Source organism: Rhodanobacter sp. Root480 (assembly GCF_001426645.1).
Lineage (GTDB): Bacteria > Pseudomonadota > Gammaproteobacteria > Xanthomonadales > Rhodanobacteraceae > Rhodanobacter > Rhodanobacter ginsenosidimutans.
In genome coordinates, this window is the sequence record NZ_LMEX01000002.1 from 1078826 (window position 1) to 1095292 (window position 16467).

16 protein-coding genes and 1 other annotated feature are annotated in these 16467 nt (G+C 63.3%); of the genes, 9 read left to right on the forward strand and 7 right to left on the reverse strand.

The annotated features are described in order from the left end of the window. Positions 1-36 precede the first annotated feature (36 nt). The 4 genes from ASD22_RS11690 to ASD22_RS11710 all read left to right on the forward strand — a co-directional run bounded on the left by ASD22_RS11690 (position 37) and on the right by ASD22_RS11710 (position 3505). Positions 37-660 (forward strand): hypothetical protein, encoded by a 624-nt coding sequence (locus tag ASD22_RS11690; protein ID WP_056083319.1) that lies wholly within the window; start codon positions 37-39, stop codon positions 658-660. Between the two features lie 364 nt (positions 661-1024). Further along, a complete protein-coding gene (locus ASD22_RS11700; RefSeq protein WP_056083325.1) occupies positions 1025-1570 on the forward strand; it encodes a hypothetical protein in 546 nt (181 codons plus the stop codon). A 109-nt stretch (positions 1571-1679) separates the two neighbouring features. Continuing rightward, positions 1680-2369 carry a hypothetical protein gene (locus ASD22_RS11705; protein WP_056083328.1) on the forward strand — a complete coding sequence of 230 codons (690 nt, stop codon included), beginning with the start codon at positions 1680-1682 and terminating at the stop codon, positions 2367-2369. A gap of 428 nt (positions 2370-2797) precedes the next feature. Then, positions 2798-3505, forward strand: coding sequence for a DUF4328 domain-containing protein (locus tag ASD22_RS11710; RefSeq protein ID WP_056083331.1), 708 nt, complete (start codon positions 2798-2800; stop codon positions 3503-3505). Positions 3506-3700: 195 nt separating this feature from the next. Here ASD22_RS11710 and ASD22_RS11715 read toward each other — a convergent pair whose 3' ends face one another. Beyond that, entirely contained in the window at positions 3701-4753 is a 1053-nt protein-coding gene (locus ASD22_RS11715) for an NAD-dependent epimerase/dehydratase family protein (RefSeq protein ID WP_056083334.1), read from the reverse strand. Positions 4754-5062: 309 nt separating this feature from the next. Between ASD22_RS11715 and ASD22_RS16875 the strand changes: the two genes are divergently transcribed. Then, the gene (locus ASD22_RS16875) at positions 5063-5494 is read left to right on the forward strand and encodes a RidA family protein (RefSeq protein WP_162245075.1); all 432 of its coding nucleotides are present in this window, start codon (positions 5063-5065) and stop codon (positions 5492-5494) included. 249 nt (positions 5495-5743) lie between these two features. Then, positions 5744-6403, forward strand: coding sequence for a glutathione S-transferase family protein (locus ASD22_RS11725; protein ID WP_056083339.1), 660 nt, complete (start codon positions 5744-5746; stop codon positions 6401-6403). Between the two features lie 30 nt (positions 6404-6433). Here the strand turns inward: ASD22_RS11725 and ASD22_RS11730 are convergent, their stop codons facing one another. Further along, positions 6434-7915 (reverse strand): SulP family inorganic anion transporter, encoded by a 1482-nt coding sequence (locus ASD22_RS11730; protein ID WP_056083344.1) that lies wholly within the window; start codon positions 7913-7915, stop codon positions 6434-6436. 73 nt (positions 7916-7988) lie between these two features. Then, positions 7989-8042 (reverse strand) — a sequence feature (sul1 is cis-regulatory element that is thought to sense ions involved in sulfur or methionine metabolism; They are found in Alphaproteobacteria). 186 nt (positions 8043-8228) lie between these two features. Between ASD22_RS11730 and hemC the strand changes: the two genes are divergently transcribed. After that, complete coding sequence (gene hemC / locus ASD22_RS11735) at positions 8229-9143, forward strand: hydroxymethylbilane synthase (RefSeq protein ID WP_056083347.1); 915 nt, start codon at positions 8229-8231, stop codon at positions 9141-9143. A 256-nt stretch (positions 9144-9399) separates the two neighbouring features. Here hemC and ASD22_RS11740 read toward each other — a convergent pair whose 3' ends face one another. Further along, positions 9400-10197: a DUF481 domain-containing protein gene (locus ASD22_RS11740; RefSeq protein WP_056083350.1), complete on the reverse strand. Its 798-nt coding sequence runs from the start codon at positions 10195-10197 to the stop codon at positions 9400-9402. Between the two features lie 85 nt (positions 10198-10282). Next, entirely contained in the window at positions 10283-11179 is an 897-nt protein-coding gene (locus ASD22_RS11745) for a hypothetical protein (protein WP_056083353.1), read from the reverse strand. Between the two features lie 127 nt (positions 11180-11306). Here ASD22_RS11745 and ASD22_RS11750 point away from each other — a divergent pair, with 127 nt between their 5' ends. After that, positions 11307-12278: a WYL domain-containing protein gene (locus ASD22_RS11750; RefSeq protein WP_056083356.1), complete on the forward strand. Its 972-nt coding sequence runs from the start codon at positions 11307-11309 to the stop codon at positions 12276-12278. Between the two features lie 94 nt (positions 12279-12372). Here ASD22_RS11750 and ASD22_RS11755 read toward each other — a convergent pair whose 3' ends face one another. Further along, positions 12373-14181, reverse strand: coding sequence for an SLC13 family permease (locus ASD22_RS11755; protein WP_235577625.1), 1809 nt, complete (start codon positions 14179-14181; stop codon positions 12373-12375). Between the two features lie 154 nt (positions 14182-14335). Here ASD22_RS11755 and ASD22_RS11760 point away from each other — a divergent pair, with 154 nt between their 5' ends. Next, the gene (locus ASD22_RS11760; RefSeq protein ID WP_056083359.1) at positions 14336-15265 is read left to right on the forward strand and encodes a patatin-like phospholipase family protein; all 930 of its coding nucleotides are present in this window, start codon (positions 14336-14338) and stop codon (positions 15263-15265) included. Between the two features lie 8 nt (positions 15266-15273). Here ASD22_RS11760 and ASD22_RS11765 read toward each other — a convergent pair whose 3' ends face one another. After that, positions 15274-15642, reverse strand: coding sequence for a DUF488 domain-containing protein (locus tag ASD22_RS11765; RefSeq protein ID WP_056083361.1), 369 nt, complete (start codon positions 15640-15642; stop codon positions 15274-15276). A gap of 32 nt (positions 15643-15674) precedes the next feature. After that, positions 15675-16391, reverse strand: coding sequence for a glycosyltransferase (locus ASD22_RS11770; protein ID WP_056083364.1), 717 nt, complete (start codon positions 16389-16391; stop codon positions 15675-15677). Positions 16392-16467: the final 76 nt, after the last annotated feature.

Below are 16467 nucleotides of genomic sequence, written 5' to 3' on the forward strand. Positions count from 1 at the left end.
ATCTACATAGCGTTATGTGCTCAGGGAAAGTTACCGGTGGATTTGAAGAGCGCAGAACAGCTTCATCAAACCTTGTCGTCACTCGTTGACTATCCGCTTTACAGCGACACACCACGCGTCACGCTCAGCGCTACCTTGGCAGTGAGCGCCTTACAGTTCGCAGCTGCGGTGCGTATTCTGTGCGGTGAAGGTCTCGTGCTCGGTGCTAGCGCTTCTTTGCGCTCGCAGTTCGAGGCCGTCGTGCGCAGTGTTTGGGCGCTGCACGCCGCAACGGATAGTCAAGTGGAGAAGCTTTCTGCAAGACTCAGCCAAGAATCCCAGAGCAACAGCAAGAGCATGCCCATGGTCAGCGAAATGCTCGGCAAGCTTGAGGAGGTGCCTCAGCTCAAGAACCTGCTGGTCTCGCTTCACGAGTTCAAAGTCAGTTCGTGGGCTCCCTTGAACTCATTTGTGCACTCCGGCATCCATACCGTTCACTGGACAAATAACGCACCTCCACCTCAGCTCATGGACATTGTCTTTCGTTCTAGCAACGGTCTATCGGTAATCGCATTCCAAGGCCTCGGCATTCTAACCGGCCACCCGGAGCTTCAGTCACAAATCATTTCATCAGCTAGTGCCTTTACCAGCGTTCTCCCAGCTCGTAGAGTGAGCACATAACAGTTCAGTCAAGCGGACGCGGGAAAAGCCCCGCGCCGCTTACTTCAAGCGTTAGACCCCATGAGCAGAACTTGCGGCACGTCAATGCATAGAAAGCAGTTGCTCGCCAGCGAGGTGGCAGTCTGTTACTACTGCTTCGCCCAATTTCCGCCTTCGATTATTACGCAGTGGTGCGACGGCGACGAGCTGGGGCACACTGCAATCTGCCCTCACTGCAGTGTCGACGCGGTTGTTGGCTTCAACGGTCCGGTCGATGTTGCCTGGGTTAAGGACGCGCATCAAAAGGGGTTCGGCTAGCATGTGGTCTAACATTTCATTCGAGGCGGACGGCTCCGCCGCCGCTCAATTCCAGCGTTAGGCGCGTATGGAAATTGTCGGGCTCATTATTGCATCGCTTGGCGTCCTGATCGTCTTTGACACGCCAAGAAAATGGATCGCAGCTCAATTCAGCCGAAAAAGGGTGAACCAAACGAGACCTTCGCTTGCAGAGGACGAGCCCACTTCTCTACATGCCATCATCCTGTACGTCAATTCGAGCGCTAAGCCTTTAAATCTGGACAATGACATTGCACTTGCTACAAGTTCGACGGTTGATCCATTTGTCGGGGATGGTAGGTGGTTGTTGGACATGGTGAGCGCATTGAGCATATCCACCATGGGGCAGCTAGATGAGCTCGTGGCGCGGCACACTCCACACGCCAAATTGCTTGCGCATGCAATACTCTCTGAACACCAGAAAATCCGCCGCGGTCATGGCCTAAGCCTCGTTCTAGAGATTGAAGCAATGCAGCGCTACGGCTCGGATTGGTACGAGAAATTCATTAAATTACTCAAGATGACATCTTCGTCAAAAAGGTTCGCTGATGAGATCTATTCTTTCTACATGACGGTTCGTAGATCACGTGCCTAACAATTCGTTCAAGCCGAACCCGCATCGGGGCGGCGCCCGCGTGCCTACGCTACGCTAGCACGCAGTCGCCGCCCCGCTACGGGTCGGCTTAACTAAGGCGTTAGACCTCATGTTCAAAATTGCGGCCATCCTTAGAAAAAGCCAGAGTCCCAACGTCTTCCGTAGGGCGATCCTGAGTGCGTTCTCTGGAGGCATTGGCGATGAGTACCTCATATGCAGCGGCTTCTTCCAAGAAAAGAAATACAAAGTTAACTCGTACTATGCATCTGACTCCTTTATCGCAAATGTCCCGCCGAAGCCCTGCAAGGCCACAGTGACTACTGTTGGCATATATGACCCCCATACATGGGGATCTCAGTACAACGACTTTGTAGCCAAGCTTTCTTCAATAAAGTGTTCGTGCGGAAACCACCTATCGGTCAAACAGCGCAAACGGAAGGGCAGCAACAAGTGGCACGCCAAGGTCTTCGTTGCAAAGAGCAATGGCCAACCGCGGCTAGCCATTGTGGGAAGCAGCAACATCACCAAGAATGCGTTTGATGAAAAGAAAGGCTGGAATCGCGAGTGCGATGTTCTAATCTGGAACTCTTCAGACGCGCAAGTGGATGCCTTAGTTAGGGCAGCCATTTCTGGCGGGGGAGATCAACCTGGCCTAGGCGCGGCTCAGGATGGCCAGGCTCCAGAAGTCTTCATTTCTTCCTACGATACGGAAGACCCGCTAAATTTTCGTCGCGGCAGCATCCAGTCAAGGTTGGAGCTGCTTTGGCAGGACGTGATCGATGCCAGCGATGAGATCTAACAATTCATTCAAGCCGAAGCCGCTTCGCGGCTCAGAACCAAAGGGGTCAGGTTCATTTAGCACAAAAAACTAGCCGAAAATAAATGAACCTGACCCCTTTCCTGCTGCAACGTAGGAAGTCTGCAACCCGTCCATGCAAAGTTGATTTCCTATTTCACGGGCTTTTTGAACGACAGCTTTCAGCCAACGAACGACCCGGTAAATCAACCACAGCTCGATGACGACGAGACAACCATCGAGATGAAACTATTTTTCTCGACGGCTGCGCTTGCGGGTACCAACGGTGTTTCTGTCTTTATCGATGCCTAGGGAAAAGGCGTCGGAACTGCATGATCGTAAGCAAGCAGCCAGTTTTAGGCTCGTCGTCACGATGTCCGCAGCGGCCGACTAGGTTGTCGATTAATTCAAACGCAAAAAAAGGAGAAGTCATGCAAGACATGGGTGTCATTTCCGAACACAGGGAATACGAGTATTCCGTGAACCCGTCATTTCTGACTAAGTTTCTAAAAGTAATGTTGTTCATTTCGATTGGTACGACGGTACTTTTGCTGATCTCCAATTTCATGCAGTTTGAGCTAGTGTCGAGCGGTACCATAACGAAGTCTTCTGCCGACGCCAACGATACGCGCCAACACTTCTTGAGTATTCTTCGACTGGCGATATTCATCGTAACTTCCATCACCTTTTTGATGTGGATCTACCGCGCCAATAAAAATGCTCAGGGATTTTCAAGCAAGACTCTGGAATTCACACCGGGATGGGCGGTAGGTTATTTCTTCATACCGGTTGTCAGCCTCTACTTGCCGTACAGGGCCATGAGGGAAATATGGCGAGTCAGCTCGGCACCTGATCATTGGAGAACTCAGCCTGGCAGCGCTTTACTTCAGTGGTGGTGGGCAGTATGGCTGGCATCGAATTTTTCCGGTTTTGCTGCAGCAAGATTTTCCATGCACATAAAATCTTTGGCCGATATTCAGCACGCCACGATCGCATCCATTCTGTCAAATTGCATTAACATATTGGCGTACATCCTGGCTCTATCGGTAGTTGTCGCGATATCGACCAAGCAGCGAAAACTGGTTGATGAAGGTTCGGGCAATTCGTTCGATGCGGATGGCCTCGCCACCAACAACTGACGAAATAGGGACCAGTCTGGAAGCAGGGGTCGGTGTGAACCTTCTTGGTAAGTCGACCCCGGCGTTTTCCCTGCTTTTCGACTCGACGGTATTCGATTGATCTATTCAAAAAGTCGGAATCGATGCAACCTGCCCACGGTGTTGCATCAAGGCGCGTGAAGAGCTACTCGATCGCGCAAGCTCGCCGATGAAGCGCTAGGAAAACATCGCCCCTACGCCGCGGAGGAAACGCGCCGAAACGTCGTCGTACAGGGCGTTTGCCTCGGTGTCGATGCTGCGCCGTTCGGGCTTTCCCATGAACCAGGCGATCGACTCGTGGATCGCGTCCTCGAAACGGTGTTGCGGTCGATAGTCGGGTACGAGGGAGCGCACCTTGGCGTTGTCGAAGATCGCGGCATTCGCCTTGTCGCCCTTGATGGGGCCCTCGAACGCGTCCTTGTTGAAGCGCACCAGCAGGTCGGTGGGCACAAACACGGTCTGCTCGTAGACGCGCCCCGGGTCCAGGCCCGCGGCGCTCGCGATGTACGCGTGGATCTGATTCCACGTCATCACATCGTCCGACGTGATGTGAAACGCCTCGCCGATCGCCTTGTCGTTGCCCAACAGTCCCGCAAAAGCATGCGCGAAGTCGCGATGGTCGGTCAGGGTCCACAAGCTGGAGCCGTCGCCAGGAACCAGGATGGGGACGCCGCGCTTCATGCGGTCGACGACGGTCCACGGGTGCGTCCACGAGTTGATCGCGGCGGGGATGTCGCAATGCGCATACGTGTGTGAGGGCCGGACCACGGTGAAGGGGAATCCGGTTTCACGATGGGCGGATTGGAGCCGCGCCTCCGACTCCGCCTTGTCCCTGCTGTATTGCCAGTAGGGGTTGGCGAGCGGCGTGGCGCTTTCCCTGGCGATGTAGAAGCCTGGCGGAGTTTCGTAGGCGGATGCGGACGAGATGAAGACGTACTGCCGGGTAATGCCCGCGAAGGTCTCGATGTCACGGCTGATGTGGTCGGGATCGAATCCGATCCACTGGACCACCGCGTCGTAGTGGCCGTTGGCCGCAACGTCGGACTTGATCGCTGCCCGGAACGATGCCGTGTCGTTGACGTCGGCCACGATCACGTGAGCGCCCGCCGGGGCATCGGCCTTGAGCGAGGTGCCCCTGTTGATCAAGGTCAGGTCGTGTCCCCGCGCGACGACGAGCGGCGACACCGCCGAAGAAATAAGTCCTGTTCCCCCGATAAACAACATGCGCATGATGGGCTCCCTCGTTCCATTTCAAACCGGGTCGAAACGATTCGACTCGCTCGCCAATGTATCTGGTTGATGGCGACAGGTGAGGCGATTCAGCGACAACCGCCAGGGGCTCTTTGCGTCCCCTATGCCGCGTTCCAATCGCAGGCATCGCTGACTGATATGGTGCATTGGGGAGGCGGCACATCGGGCAACGCGTCGTGCAACAGCAGCATTGCTCACTGTCAAAGCTCACTGAGCGTCGCTTCTCCCCGTTCAAGGTGGGCGGCTACGCCGTCGCTCAACTCTGGCATCAGGCAGCACAGGAATTCCATGAACCGACATCTGATTTTGGTAGCGGCCCTCGCCGCCGTATCCGGTTACGTTTCGGCAGCCCCGCAGTCCAAACACTCTTGTTTCCATTCCATGGAGCAGCTGGAGAAGGAGATTGGCTTCTGTCAGGCGGTCCGCAGCGGAAACACGCTTCATGTTTCCGGCGTGGCGGCGGGCGGCAGCATGGATGCCGCCGTTCGCTCCGTGTACGGGCGGCTTGGCGAGGTTCTGGAAGCACAAGGGCTGTCTTTTGCAAACGTGGTGCGCGAAACGGTGTTTGCCACGGACCTGGACGCATTCATTGCGAACAAGGCCATTCGCCACGAGTTTTACGGTACCTCCCTGCCCGCGGCGAGTTGGGTGCAGGTGCAGCGGCTTTACCTGCCGTCCTATGTTCTGGAGGTCGAGCTGACCGCGGAATTTGAGGAATGAGGGTGCTTGGGGCGGCTTTGCCGCCACTTGAGTCTGCGTTGTGCGCCGTGGGGCACGCTTGTCGGCGGCAGCACGACAAAACCACCCGGGACATTCGTGGCCGGCAACCGCGAGAGCGTCGCGACTGAAGTCGCTCCTACATGTGGTGGGTGTTTGCCGCGCGAGCTGCCGCGGGTATCTGGCGGATTGATTTGGTGTTCGCGACACTACAACCCTGCTGTTGTCGCATAGCCCCGAGGAGTCGCCGCCATGTCGCTCGCGCTTTACGGTCACCCGTTCTCCTCGTACACGCAGAAAGTCCTTGTCGCGCTGTACGAGAACGCCATCCCCTTCGAGTTTCGCTGTCTCGGGCCGGATACGCCGCAGCATGCGGCCGAGTGGTTGCGCCGCTGGCCGCTGGGCAAGTTTCCCCTGCTGTTGGATGGCGAGCGCAGCGTGGTCGAGACGACGATCATCATCGAGTACCTGCAGCTTGCGCATCCCGGGCCGGTCCGGCTGTTGCCCGCGGATTCGATGGCCGCGTTGGACGTGCGCTTTCTCGATCGCTTCTTCGACCTGCACGTGATGCAGTGGGTGCAGCACGCAGTGAATGGCGCGCTGACCGGTGATGCCGTGAAGCGCGAGGAAGGGCTTGCGCTTGCGGCGAAGAAGCTGGATCTCGCCTATGCCTGGCTGGAAAAGCAGCTGGCGGGCAGGACCTGGGCCGCCGGCGAGGCGTTCACGCTGGCCGATTGCGCGGCCGCGCCCGCGTTGTTCTACGCGGACTGGACGCAGCGGATTCCGGAGACCTGCCCGGTGCTGCGTGCCTACCGCGCGCGCTTGCTGGCCCGGTCCTCTTTCGCCCGCGCCGTGAACGAGGCGAGGGAGTTTCGACCGCTTTTCCCGCTGGGCGCGCCGGACCGCGATTGAGCGAAGCCGGGCGGCTGATGGCCCGCCGCGCTATGCACCGCCTTTCCGCACCGGCTCGGGCAGACGGTGCCTGGCAAACCTGTCCACCATCGATGCGCTGGCCTCGTTCAGGCCGACGACTTCCACCTGGGCGCCGTGACGACGCAGCTTGTGCACGATGTCGTCGAGCGCGCCGATGGCCGAGACGTCCCAGAAGTGGGCGCCGCTGACGTCGATGCGCACGTGGGCTGGCACGTCCTGATAGCCGATCGCATCCACCAGGCTGTTGGAGGAGGCGAAGAACACCTGGCCGGTGACGTAGTAAGTGAGGGTGCGTCCGTCACTGGAGCTGGCGGCTTTTACCTCGAACATGCGCGCAACCTTGCCGGCGAAGAACACGCCGCTGAGCAGCACGCCGACGAAGACGCCCTTGGACAGGTCGCGCGTCGTCACCACCACGATGACGGTCGCCAGCATCACCACGCTGGACTGCCATGGATGCGAGCGCAGGCTCTTGAATGACGACCATTCGAATGTGCTGATCGACACCATGATCATCACCGCCACCAGCGCGGCCATCGGGATGCGCCTTACCCAGTCGCCCGCCACCACGATCAGGAACAGCAGGAAGCAGCCCGCGAACAGGGTCGACAAGCGGGTACGACCGCCGGCGGTGACGTTGATGACCGACTGCCCGATCATCGCGCAGCCACCCATGCCGCCGAGAAAACCGGTGACGAAGTTGGCGGCGCCCTGCCCCATGCACTCGCGGTTCTTGTTGCTGGGCGTATCGGTCATGTCGTCGACGATGCGCGCCGTCAGCAGCGATTCGAGCAGACCGACCGCGGCCATGGCCAGCGAGTAGGGGAAGATGATGCGCAGGGTTTCCAGCGTGAATGGCACCTGCGGCACGCTGAACAGGGGCAGGCTGGAGGGCAGCGGGCCCATGTCGCCGACGGTGCGCAGCTTCAGGCCGGCCATGATCGAGAACGCGGTGATCACGATGATGCTCACCAGCGCGGAGGGCACGCGTTTCGTCAGTAGCGGGAAAAGGTAGATGACCGCCAGGCCGGCGGCGACCATCGCGTACATGTGCCAGTCGGCGCCCACGAACTGCGGCAGTTGCGCCATGAAGATCAGGATGGCCAGCGCGTTGACGAAGCCGGTCATCACCGAGCGCGAGACGAACTTCATCACCAGACCCAGCCGGGCCGCGCCGGCGACGACCTGCAGCAGGCCCATCAGGATGGTGGCGGCGAACAGGTATTGCAGGCCGTGATCGCGCACCAGGGTGATCATCAACACGGCGGTCGAGGCCGTGGCGGCCGAGATCATGGCGCGGCGGCCACCGAGGATGGCCGAGGTCACCGCGATCGAGAACGAGGCGTACAGGCCTACCTTGGGATCGACGCCGGCGACAATGGAGAAGCCGATGGCTTCGGGGATGAGCGCCAGCGCCACCAGCGCGCCGGACAGCAGTTCGGTGGGCACGTTGGTCAGCCAATCGCGCCGGAAGTTGGGGAAAGTCCGCATTTTTTTCAGGCCAAAGCGTTCGCGGACACCGCCGCATCAGCGGCATGTCTCTCGGGCAGGGGATGGTGTCGCGAGGTTTCCGGGGGATAGGCGCCCGGACGAGCCACCCGGCAGGGCCGGGTCCATGGAGGTGCGTATGCTCGCGGTTTCGGGGCGGCGGATCAACCGGCCATGCCGGAACCGGCACATGCAAGCCGGGCCGGACGGGCTACGGTAAATGCGAAACACCGGTCGTGCCTGCGGCGAATCGTCGGGCGGTCTGGCCCGCCGTTCTGCGCGACAATACGGTTTTGCCAATGCCCGCGGAGTCCCCATGACCACCACCTTGCGCATCGCCACCCGCAAAAGCGCGCTCGCCCTCTGGCAGGCGGAGCACGTGGCGGCCTTGCTGCGCGTGGCGCACCCAACGGTGGATGTGGTGCTGGTGCCGATGAGCACGCGCGGCGACGAGATCCTGGATCAGCCGCTGGCCACGATCGGCGGCAAGGGCCTGTTCCTGAAGGAGCTGGAAGTGGCGATGCTGGAAGGCCGCGCCGATCTGGCCGTGCATTCGCTGAAGGATGTGCCGGCCGACCTGGAGCCGGGCTTCGCGCTGCCGGCGATCCTGCCGCGGGCGGATGCGGCCGATGCGTTTGTCAGCAACGATTACGCCGACCTGGCCGCGCTGCCGCAGGGCGCGCGGGTGGGCACGTCCTCATTGCGGCGACAGACCCAGTTGCGGGCGCTGCGGCCAGATCTGCAATTGCTCGACCTGCGCGGCAACGTGGGCACGCGGCTGGGCAAGCTCGATACCGGTGACTACGACGCCATCGTGCTGGCGTGCGCGGGGCTGGAACGGCTGGGCCTGGCCTCGCGTATCCGCTCCCGACTGGCCGCGCCGGACTGGCTGCCCGCGCCGGGGCAGGCGGCCATCGCGATCGAGGCACGCGACGACAATCCGCGCGTCCTGCAGTTGCTGGCGGCGCTGGACGATACCGATACGCGCATCACCGTCAGCGCGGAGCGGGCGATGAACCGCGCGCTGGGCGGCAGCTGCACCGTACCGGTGGGCGCCTGGTGCGTGCTGGGCGAACACGGCCTGCATCTGCGCGGCATGGTGGGTGATGTGGAGCGTGGGCGATTGCTGCACGCCGAAGCCCATGCGACCAGCGACCAGGCGCAAGCCCTTGGCGAACAGGTGGCCGAGGCGCTGTTGCAGCAGGGCGCCGGGGCGCTGTTGGGATTGTGAGGTAGAGCGACCCCTCCCCAACCCTCCCCTGCGCGCAGGGGAGGGAGTACGGCGAGGCACTCTTGTGGCTCCTCCCCCTGCTGGCAGGGGGAGGCTGGGAGGGGGTGGCTCGGGCTTGCCGCGAAGGTCAAGAGCGAAACCCCTCCCCGGCCCTCCCCCGCAGCAAGCAGGGGAGGAAGAAAGGCGACCGCTCTCCAACGACAACGGCCCTCCCGCTTGCGCGGAAGGGCCGTGGCGATACCCCGGTGCGATCAACTCAGAAGCTGTAGACCAGGTTGGTGGTGGTGAGCGTGTCGGTGTTCTTGGTGCCCGGCAACACGTCGGTGTTGTGGCGCACCTGGAAGCCGACTTTCAGCGCCAGCTTCTTGGTCATGCTGACGGCTAGCCCCGCGTCGTTCTGCAGGTAGGTGTTCTTGGAGCCTGCTTCGACCAGCAGCGTGTCGTCAAACGAGGTGTTTTCGGTGAGCTTGTACTTGTAGTTGACCAGGCCGCGGCCGACCATCTCGCTTTCGGTGGGCTGGCGTACGGCCACGCTTTCGTTGTCGACGATGATGTGGGTGTCAGCCGGGCGGTAACGCTTGTAACCGGGGCCGACTTCGAACGAGAGCTCGTTGCGCTCGTCTTTCAACGCGATGTAGCCGTAGCCCAGCGAGACGATGCCCTGCCACAGGTTGGCGCCGAAATCGTCGTGCTCGTAACGGGCCGCGCCCACGATGTAGCTGCGCGGATCAAGCTTGTAGCCCACCGACGCGCCGCCGTCGTAGCGGTTGGCGGTGGTGTTGAATTGCTTGATCGTGTTGCCCGCCTCGTCCTCCACGGTCTGCTGGCTCTTCGAGCGCAGGCCGTCGACGAAGAAGCTGTTCTTCCACTGGTCGTTTTCCTGGTTCAGGCCGAGCTTGGCGTTGAGGTTCTCCGAACGCGAGTTGCCGGTGGAGGACGCGAAACCGAACTCGCCCGAACCGCTCCAGCCGCCGTTGTTGGGTGCGCTTTGCGCCTGCACGCCGAAACTGGCACACGCCGCCAGCAGCGCGCTGGCCATCAAGGTCTTTTTCATCCGGGGAGCGATCCATTTGTTAATTAAAAGTGAGTTACTACGATAGCCGGCCGCATTGAACTTGCTATGAATGACGCCGGCAAGTTCAGCGGATGATGTCATTCCGGCGCACGGCGGCGAACTGGCGTTGTTCCAGCCAGCGCCCCAACAGGCAACTGGGCGCTGCAACCGCGGCGGCCAGCAGCGGCGTGTGGATCCACATGGCCAGCACGATCGCCAGCGCCGGGACGGCGTAGGCCAGCAAGGTCGACACCCACCGGGCCGAGCGCAATACCGCCGTGCGTGCGGGGCGACGGCGCTCCAGCGATCGCCAGGCCCGGACTTCCGTCACCCACGTCGCCAGCGCCAGCGCCAGCAACACCGCCAGCCATGGCATGCCCAGGAATGGCGAGCCCTGCTGGCCCTGCGCCACCGTGATGGCCCACAGGCACAGGCCACCGGCATAGCCGGCGAAAAGCACCCGGCGCAGCGGAAACTGCCGTGACGGCGGCGGCGGCGCCGGCCGCACCCAGCGGCGGCGATGGTCGTAATGGTTGTAGGCGAGGCTGGCCAGGCTGCAAAGCGCCAGCGCCGCGCCGGCCAGTCGCGTCGCCCAGAAATCGTTGTCGCCGCGGGCCAGGCCGGCCACGCCAAGCATCGGCAGGTAAGTGACAAACGCCAGCAACGCCGCCCGCGTGGGTCGGCTGTCGCGATACGGCTGCCAGCCATACCAGTCGTGCGCGGCACCGCGCCCCGGCAGGCAGGCCAGCATCAGGCCGAACCCGGCAAGCACCAGCCCGGCCGCCAGCGGCACCAGCGTTCCGCTGCGGCCATCCGGCCGTCCCAACACCAACGCCATCCCCAGCCACGCCCACAGGCCGTAGCCGCTCGTGGCCAGCACGCGCCAGAACGGTGCCGCCACATGGGTGACCGCCCGCGCGGCTTGGCTGCCGTTCGCGTCGTTGGCCGGCGCGGCGTCGGGCGAGGAGGAGATCGGTGGCATGGACGTTGTCAGTCAAGGCATCGAACGCTCAGGATACGGCAAGCGCCCCGGTGTGTCCCGGCGACCGCATCACACACGCCGCCCGTGCTACAACGCCTGCATTCCAACCCCAGCCTGGACCCGCGTCATGGACCGCTACGAACGCATACTCACCCTGCATCGCATGCTGAAATCGGCGCATTACCCGATCCCGTTGCCACGCCTGCTGGGCGAGCTGGAATGCTCCCGCGCCACGCTGTATCGCGACGTGGCGTTTCTGCGCGATGCGCTGGGCGCGCCGATCGAAAGCGCCGGCGGCGATTCGGCCGCGTTCCGCTACGCACTGGGCGAGGGCGAGCGTTTCGAACTGCCCGGCTTGTGGCTCACCTCCGACGAACTGGCCGCGTTGCTGGCCCTGAACGAATTGATGGGCCGCAGCGGACCGGGCGTGCTGGCCGGCGCGCTGGCACCGTTCAAGGCGCGCATCGAAGGGCTGCTCACCGACCAGGGCAGCGGCACCGCCTTGCCGCTGGAGCGCATCCGGGTGATCCCCTGGGGCGAGCGGCGGCTGGACCAGCAGGTGTTCCGCACCGTGGCTGGTGCCGTGTTGCGGCGGCGGCAACTGCGCTTCCGCTACCGCGCGCGCACCACCAATGCCGACAGCCACCGCACCGTGTCGCCGCAGCGGCTGACCCACTACCGCGACAACTGGTACCTCGACGTGTGGGATCACGACCGCGAGGCGCTGCGCAGCTTCGCGGTGGACCGCATCGCCGAGGCGCAGGCGCTGGAGCAGCCGGCGATCGACGTCAGCGAAGGCGACCTCAACGACCTGCTCGCCTCCAGCTACGGCATCTTCGCCGGCAAGCCCAAAGCCTGGGCCACCCTGCGCTTCTCCGCCCACGCCGCCCGCTGGGTCGCCGACGAACACTGGCACTCGCAGCAAAAAGGCGAATGGCTGCCCGACGGCCGCTACGAATTGAAAGTGCCGTACTCCAACTCGAAGGAACTGCTGATGGACGTACTCAAGTACGGCCCGGATGCCGAAGTGGTGGCACCGATGTCGCTGCGCGAGGAGATGAAGATCCTGCTGCAGCTGGCCCTGGGCGGGTACCAGTAGCCGGGAATAGAGAATGGGGAATGGAGAATGGGAAAAAGCGTGAGCTCTCATGCCGCCGGCGCTTCAACGATTCCCCATTCCCTATTCCCCGCTCTCAAGGATTGAAAGGCCAGAACACCGGAATCAGCCACATCGACACCGCGCAGAAAATCGCGATCAGCGGGATGCCCACTTTCATGAAGTCGGTGAAGCGGTAGCCGCCGGCGTAATAGACCATGGTGTTGGTGGGGTAGCCGACCGGGGTGGCGAAGGAGGTGGCGGCGGCAAAGGCCACCGCCACCACGAACGGGCGTGGATCGGCGTGCACCGCGTGCGCCACGGTGATCGCGATGCCCACCATCAGCACCACCGACGGGTTGTGGCCCATCAGCTCGGTCAGCAGCGCGGTGAGCAGGTAGACCATCAGCAACGCGGCCAGCGGGCCGTGTCCGCCCACCAGTTCCATCGCGCCTTGCACCACCACGGTGGACAACCCGGTGTTCTCGATCGCCAGCCCCAGCGGCAGGATCGCGCCGAGCAGCACGATGATCTTCCAGTCCATGCCCTCGTAGACGTCTTTACGGCCAAAACAGCCGGTGAGCGCCATCGCCACCGCACCGCATATGGCGGCGATGGGAATCGGCAGCCAGTGCAGGCCGGACACCACCACCACGGCGGCCATGATCGCCGCAGCCACGATCGCCTTGCGCGACATGCCACGGGAATCGTCGCGCTCGTTCAACACGATGAAGGTCTCGTCGCTGCGCAGCTTGGCCATGGCGTCTTCGTCCACCAGCACCAGCAGCACGTCGCCGACGGCCAGGCGGGTGACGCTGAGCTTGTCGCGCAGCACTTCGCCGCGCCGGTGCAACGCCAGCACCGTGGCGCGGTAGCGCCAATCCAGGCCGATCTCGGCCAGGCGGCGATCCTCCACCGGGCTGGCCGGTGCCACCATGATCTCGGCCAGCACGCGGGGCTGCTCGCCCTCTTTCGCGTAGCGCCGCTCGGGTGCGTTGTGCAGCCTGGTCTGGCGCTGGAATTCCTCGATCTTGTCCCAGTCGCCGCGCACCAGCAGCACATCGCCGGCCTGCAGCTTCTGTTCGCGCGGCGACCACATGCGCCGTTCGCCGCGCAGCAATTCCAGTGGATAGACGTTGAACTTCTCGCCTAGCCGCGCCTCGGCGATGGCCGTGCCCAGCAGCGGTGAATCCTCACTCACTTCCAGCTCGGTGACGTATTTGCCGATGTCGCTGCCCTGCGGCAGGGTCGCGTCGATGTGCCTGGGCAACAGGTGCCGGCCGATCAGCATCAGGTAGGTGATGCCCACCACCGCCAATACCGCGCCCAACTGGGTGAACTCGAACACGCCGAACTCGGCCATGCCGTGCTTTTGCGCCAGGCTGTCAGCGAGCAGGTTGGACGAAGTGCCGATCAGGGTGCACACGCCGCCCATCTGCGCGGCGTAGGCCATCGGCATCAGCACTCGCGCGGGCGAGGTGCCGGTGCGCTGGCATACACGCAGCGCCAGCGGCAGGAAGGTGGCCACCAGCGCGATGTTCTTGACGAAGGCGCCCAGCGGCGCGATCGCCAGCATCATCGCCAGGGTCAGCAGCCATGGTTTGCGGATCTTCATCAGCAGGCGGGTCAGCGGATCGAGCACGCCGGAGCGCTCGATGCCCAGGCTCAGCGCGAACATTGCCGCCACCGTCACCGTGGCCTCGTTGCTGAAGCCGGACAAGGCCTGCACCGGTGTGACGATGCCCAGCACCACCAGCGATCCCAGCACCAGCAGCGCCACAAGGTCGATGCGCACTTTCTCGCTGACGAACAGCGCCATCGCACCCACGATGATCGCGACCGTGGCCCATGCCTGCCAGCTCACCGGCGACCCCCCGCGCAGCGCGGGCGCGATTTCGCGGCGCAAGACATCCGGCGCCCGACGATGGTTTGGGCGATTGGTTTGTCGTCATTCACGCCCCGCATCATGGGACAAACACCTTGTCGGTTCCAGAATGCGTGGACTTCAACACAGGCTGGTGCCAACGTATCGTGATGACCCGGACCCCTTCGACGACGCCATGACCGACGCCTTGCCCGCATCCTCCACCGTCCGCAAACCCACCGTCGCGCTGGCGCTGGGTGCCGGCGGCGCGAAGGGCCTGGCGCATATCGGGGTGATCCGCGAGATCGAGGCGCAGGGTTTCGAGATCGTGGCCATCGCCGGCAGCTCGATGGGCGCGCTGATCGGCGGCATCCACGCGATGGGCAAGCTCGATGTGTACGCCGACTGGGTCAGCGCGCTGGCCAAGCTCGACGTGCTGCGGCTGGTGGACTGGACGTTCTCCGGCGGCGGCCTGATCAAGGGCGAAAAGATCATCGAGACGCTGCGCGCCCTGGTCGGCGATACCCTGATCGAGGAGCTGCCGCTGACCTTCACCGCGGTGGCCACCGACCTGGACCGCGGGCGCGAGGTGTGGCTGGGCCGTGGCAGCCTGTTCGACGCCATCCGCGCGTCGATCGCGATCCCCACCGTGTTTCGCCCGTACACCCTCGACGGCCGGCGCCTGATCGACGGCGCGCTGCTCAACCCGGTGCCGGTGACGCCGCTGATCCGTGAAGCGGCCGACTACCTGGTGGCCGTCAGCGTGGACGGCCCGGCGCTGGTCGCCACTCCGGCGAATGTGCCGGCGGAGGCGCCGCGCGAAGGCAACGGCTACCGCCAGCGCATCGGCGATTTCATCGGCCGCATGATCCCGCATGGCGAAGCCCGGCCGGCGGTACCGGGCGCGTTCGAGCTGCTGACGCAGGCGATGGATCTGATGCAGGCGAACCTGTCGCGCCTGCGGCTGGCCGCCTACGAGCCAGACCTGCTGATCCAGCTGCCACGCAACATGGCCAGCGCGTACGAGTTCTACCGCGCCAGCGAATTGATCGAACGCGGCCACGAACAAACCCGCGACGCGCTCGCCAACTGGCACCGCGGCGGGGCGCCCGTTCGCAATCCCTGACGCCGGCCTCAGCGCGGCTTGTGCCGGCGCAGCCACTGCTCCATCAGCGCCTGCAACGCCACCGCGTCGTTGTGCTCCTCATCGCGGGCGCCGTACAGCAAGGTCACCGGCTCCCTGGCGGATCGCCGCGCGAGCGCTTGCCAGACGTCGGCCGAGTCGGCCAGCTCGGCCGCGTAGCGCTGGCGGAATTCGTCCCACAGCGCCGGGTCATGGCCAAACCACTTGCGCAGTTCGGTGGACGGGGCCAGCTCCTTGGCCCAGACATCCATCAGCACCGCCTCCTTCTTCAGCCCGCGCGGCCACAGGCGATCGATCAGCACGCGGTAACCGTCGCCCTCGGCGGGCGCCTCGTAGACGCGTTTGATGGCGATGCCCATGACAACCTCCGCAGGCCGCGCGCAGGCGGCGGTTACAGTTCCTCGACCACGGTGACCTTGCCGCGGCGCATCAGCCACGCCACGCCGCGCAGGTCGGCCAGCCCCACCCACAGCCGGTCCAGCATGCCGTACTTGGAAACTCCCGCCGTGCGCGGGCGATGGCCCACCGGCACGCTCTGGGTCTGGAAGCCGGCGCGCTTCACCAGCGCGGGCAGGTAGCGGTGCATGTGGTCGAAATAGGGCAGGCGCAGGAACACCTCGCGCTCGAACAATTTCAGCCCGCAGCCGGTGTCCGGCGTGGCGTCGCGCAGCATGCGCGAGCGCACCGCGTTGGCCACCTTCGAGGAAATGCGCTTGTTGAAGCTGTCACGGCGGGTGGTGCGCCAGCCCGCAAACAGCCGCACGTCGGCCGCCGCGGCATCGCGCGCGGCCAGCAACTTGGGGATGTCGGCCGGGTCGTTCTGGCCGTCGCCGTCCAGCGTGGCGATCCACGGCGCCTGCGCCGCACGCACGCCGTTCCACACCGCCGTGCTCTGGCCGCTGCGGGTGACGTGATGCAACACGCGCAACTCCGGATGCAGCGCTTTCTGCGCCGCCAGCACCGCGCGGCTGTCGTCGCTGGAGTCGTCGTCGATGTAGATGACCTCGAACGCCAGCTTGCCACGCAGCGCGGCGGCAATCTCGGCCAGCAGGGGCGGGATGTTGTCGCGCTCGTTGAACACGGGAACGACGACGGATAATTGCGGCATGGGGAAGCCTTTCAGCGAGACAAAGGCTGCGCGCGGCGCAGCGACAACAGAGTTTAATGCCTAGCGCCGCCACTAG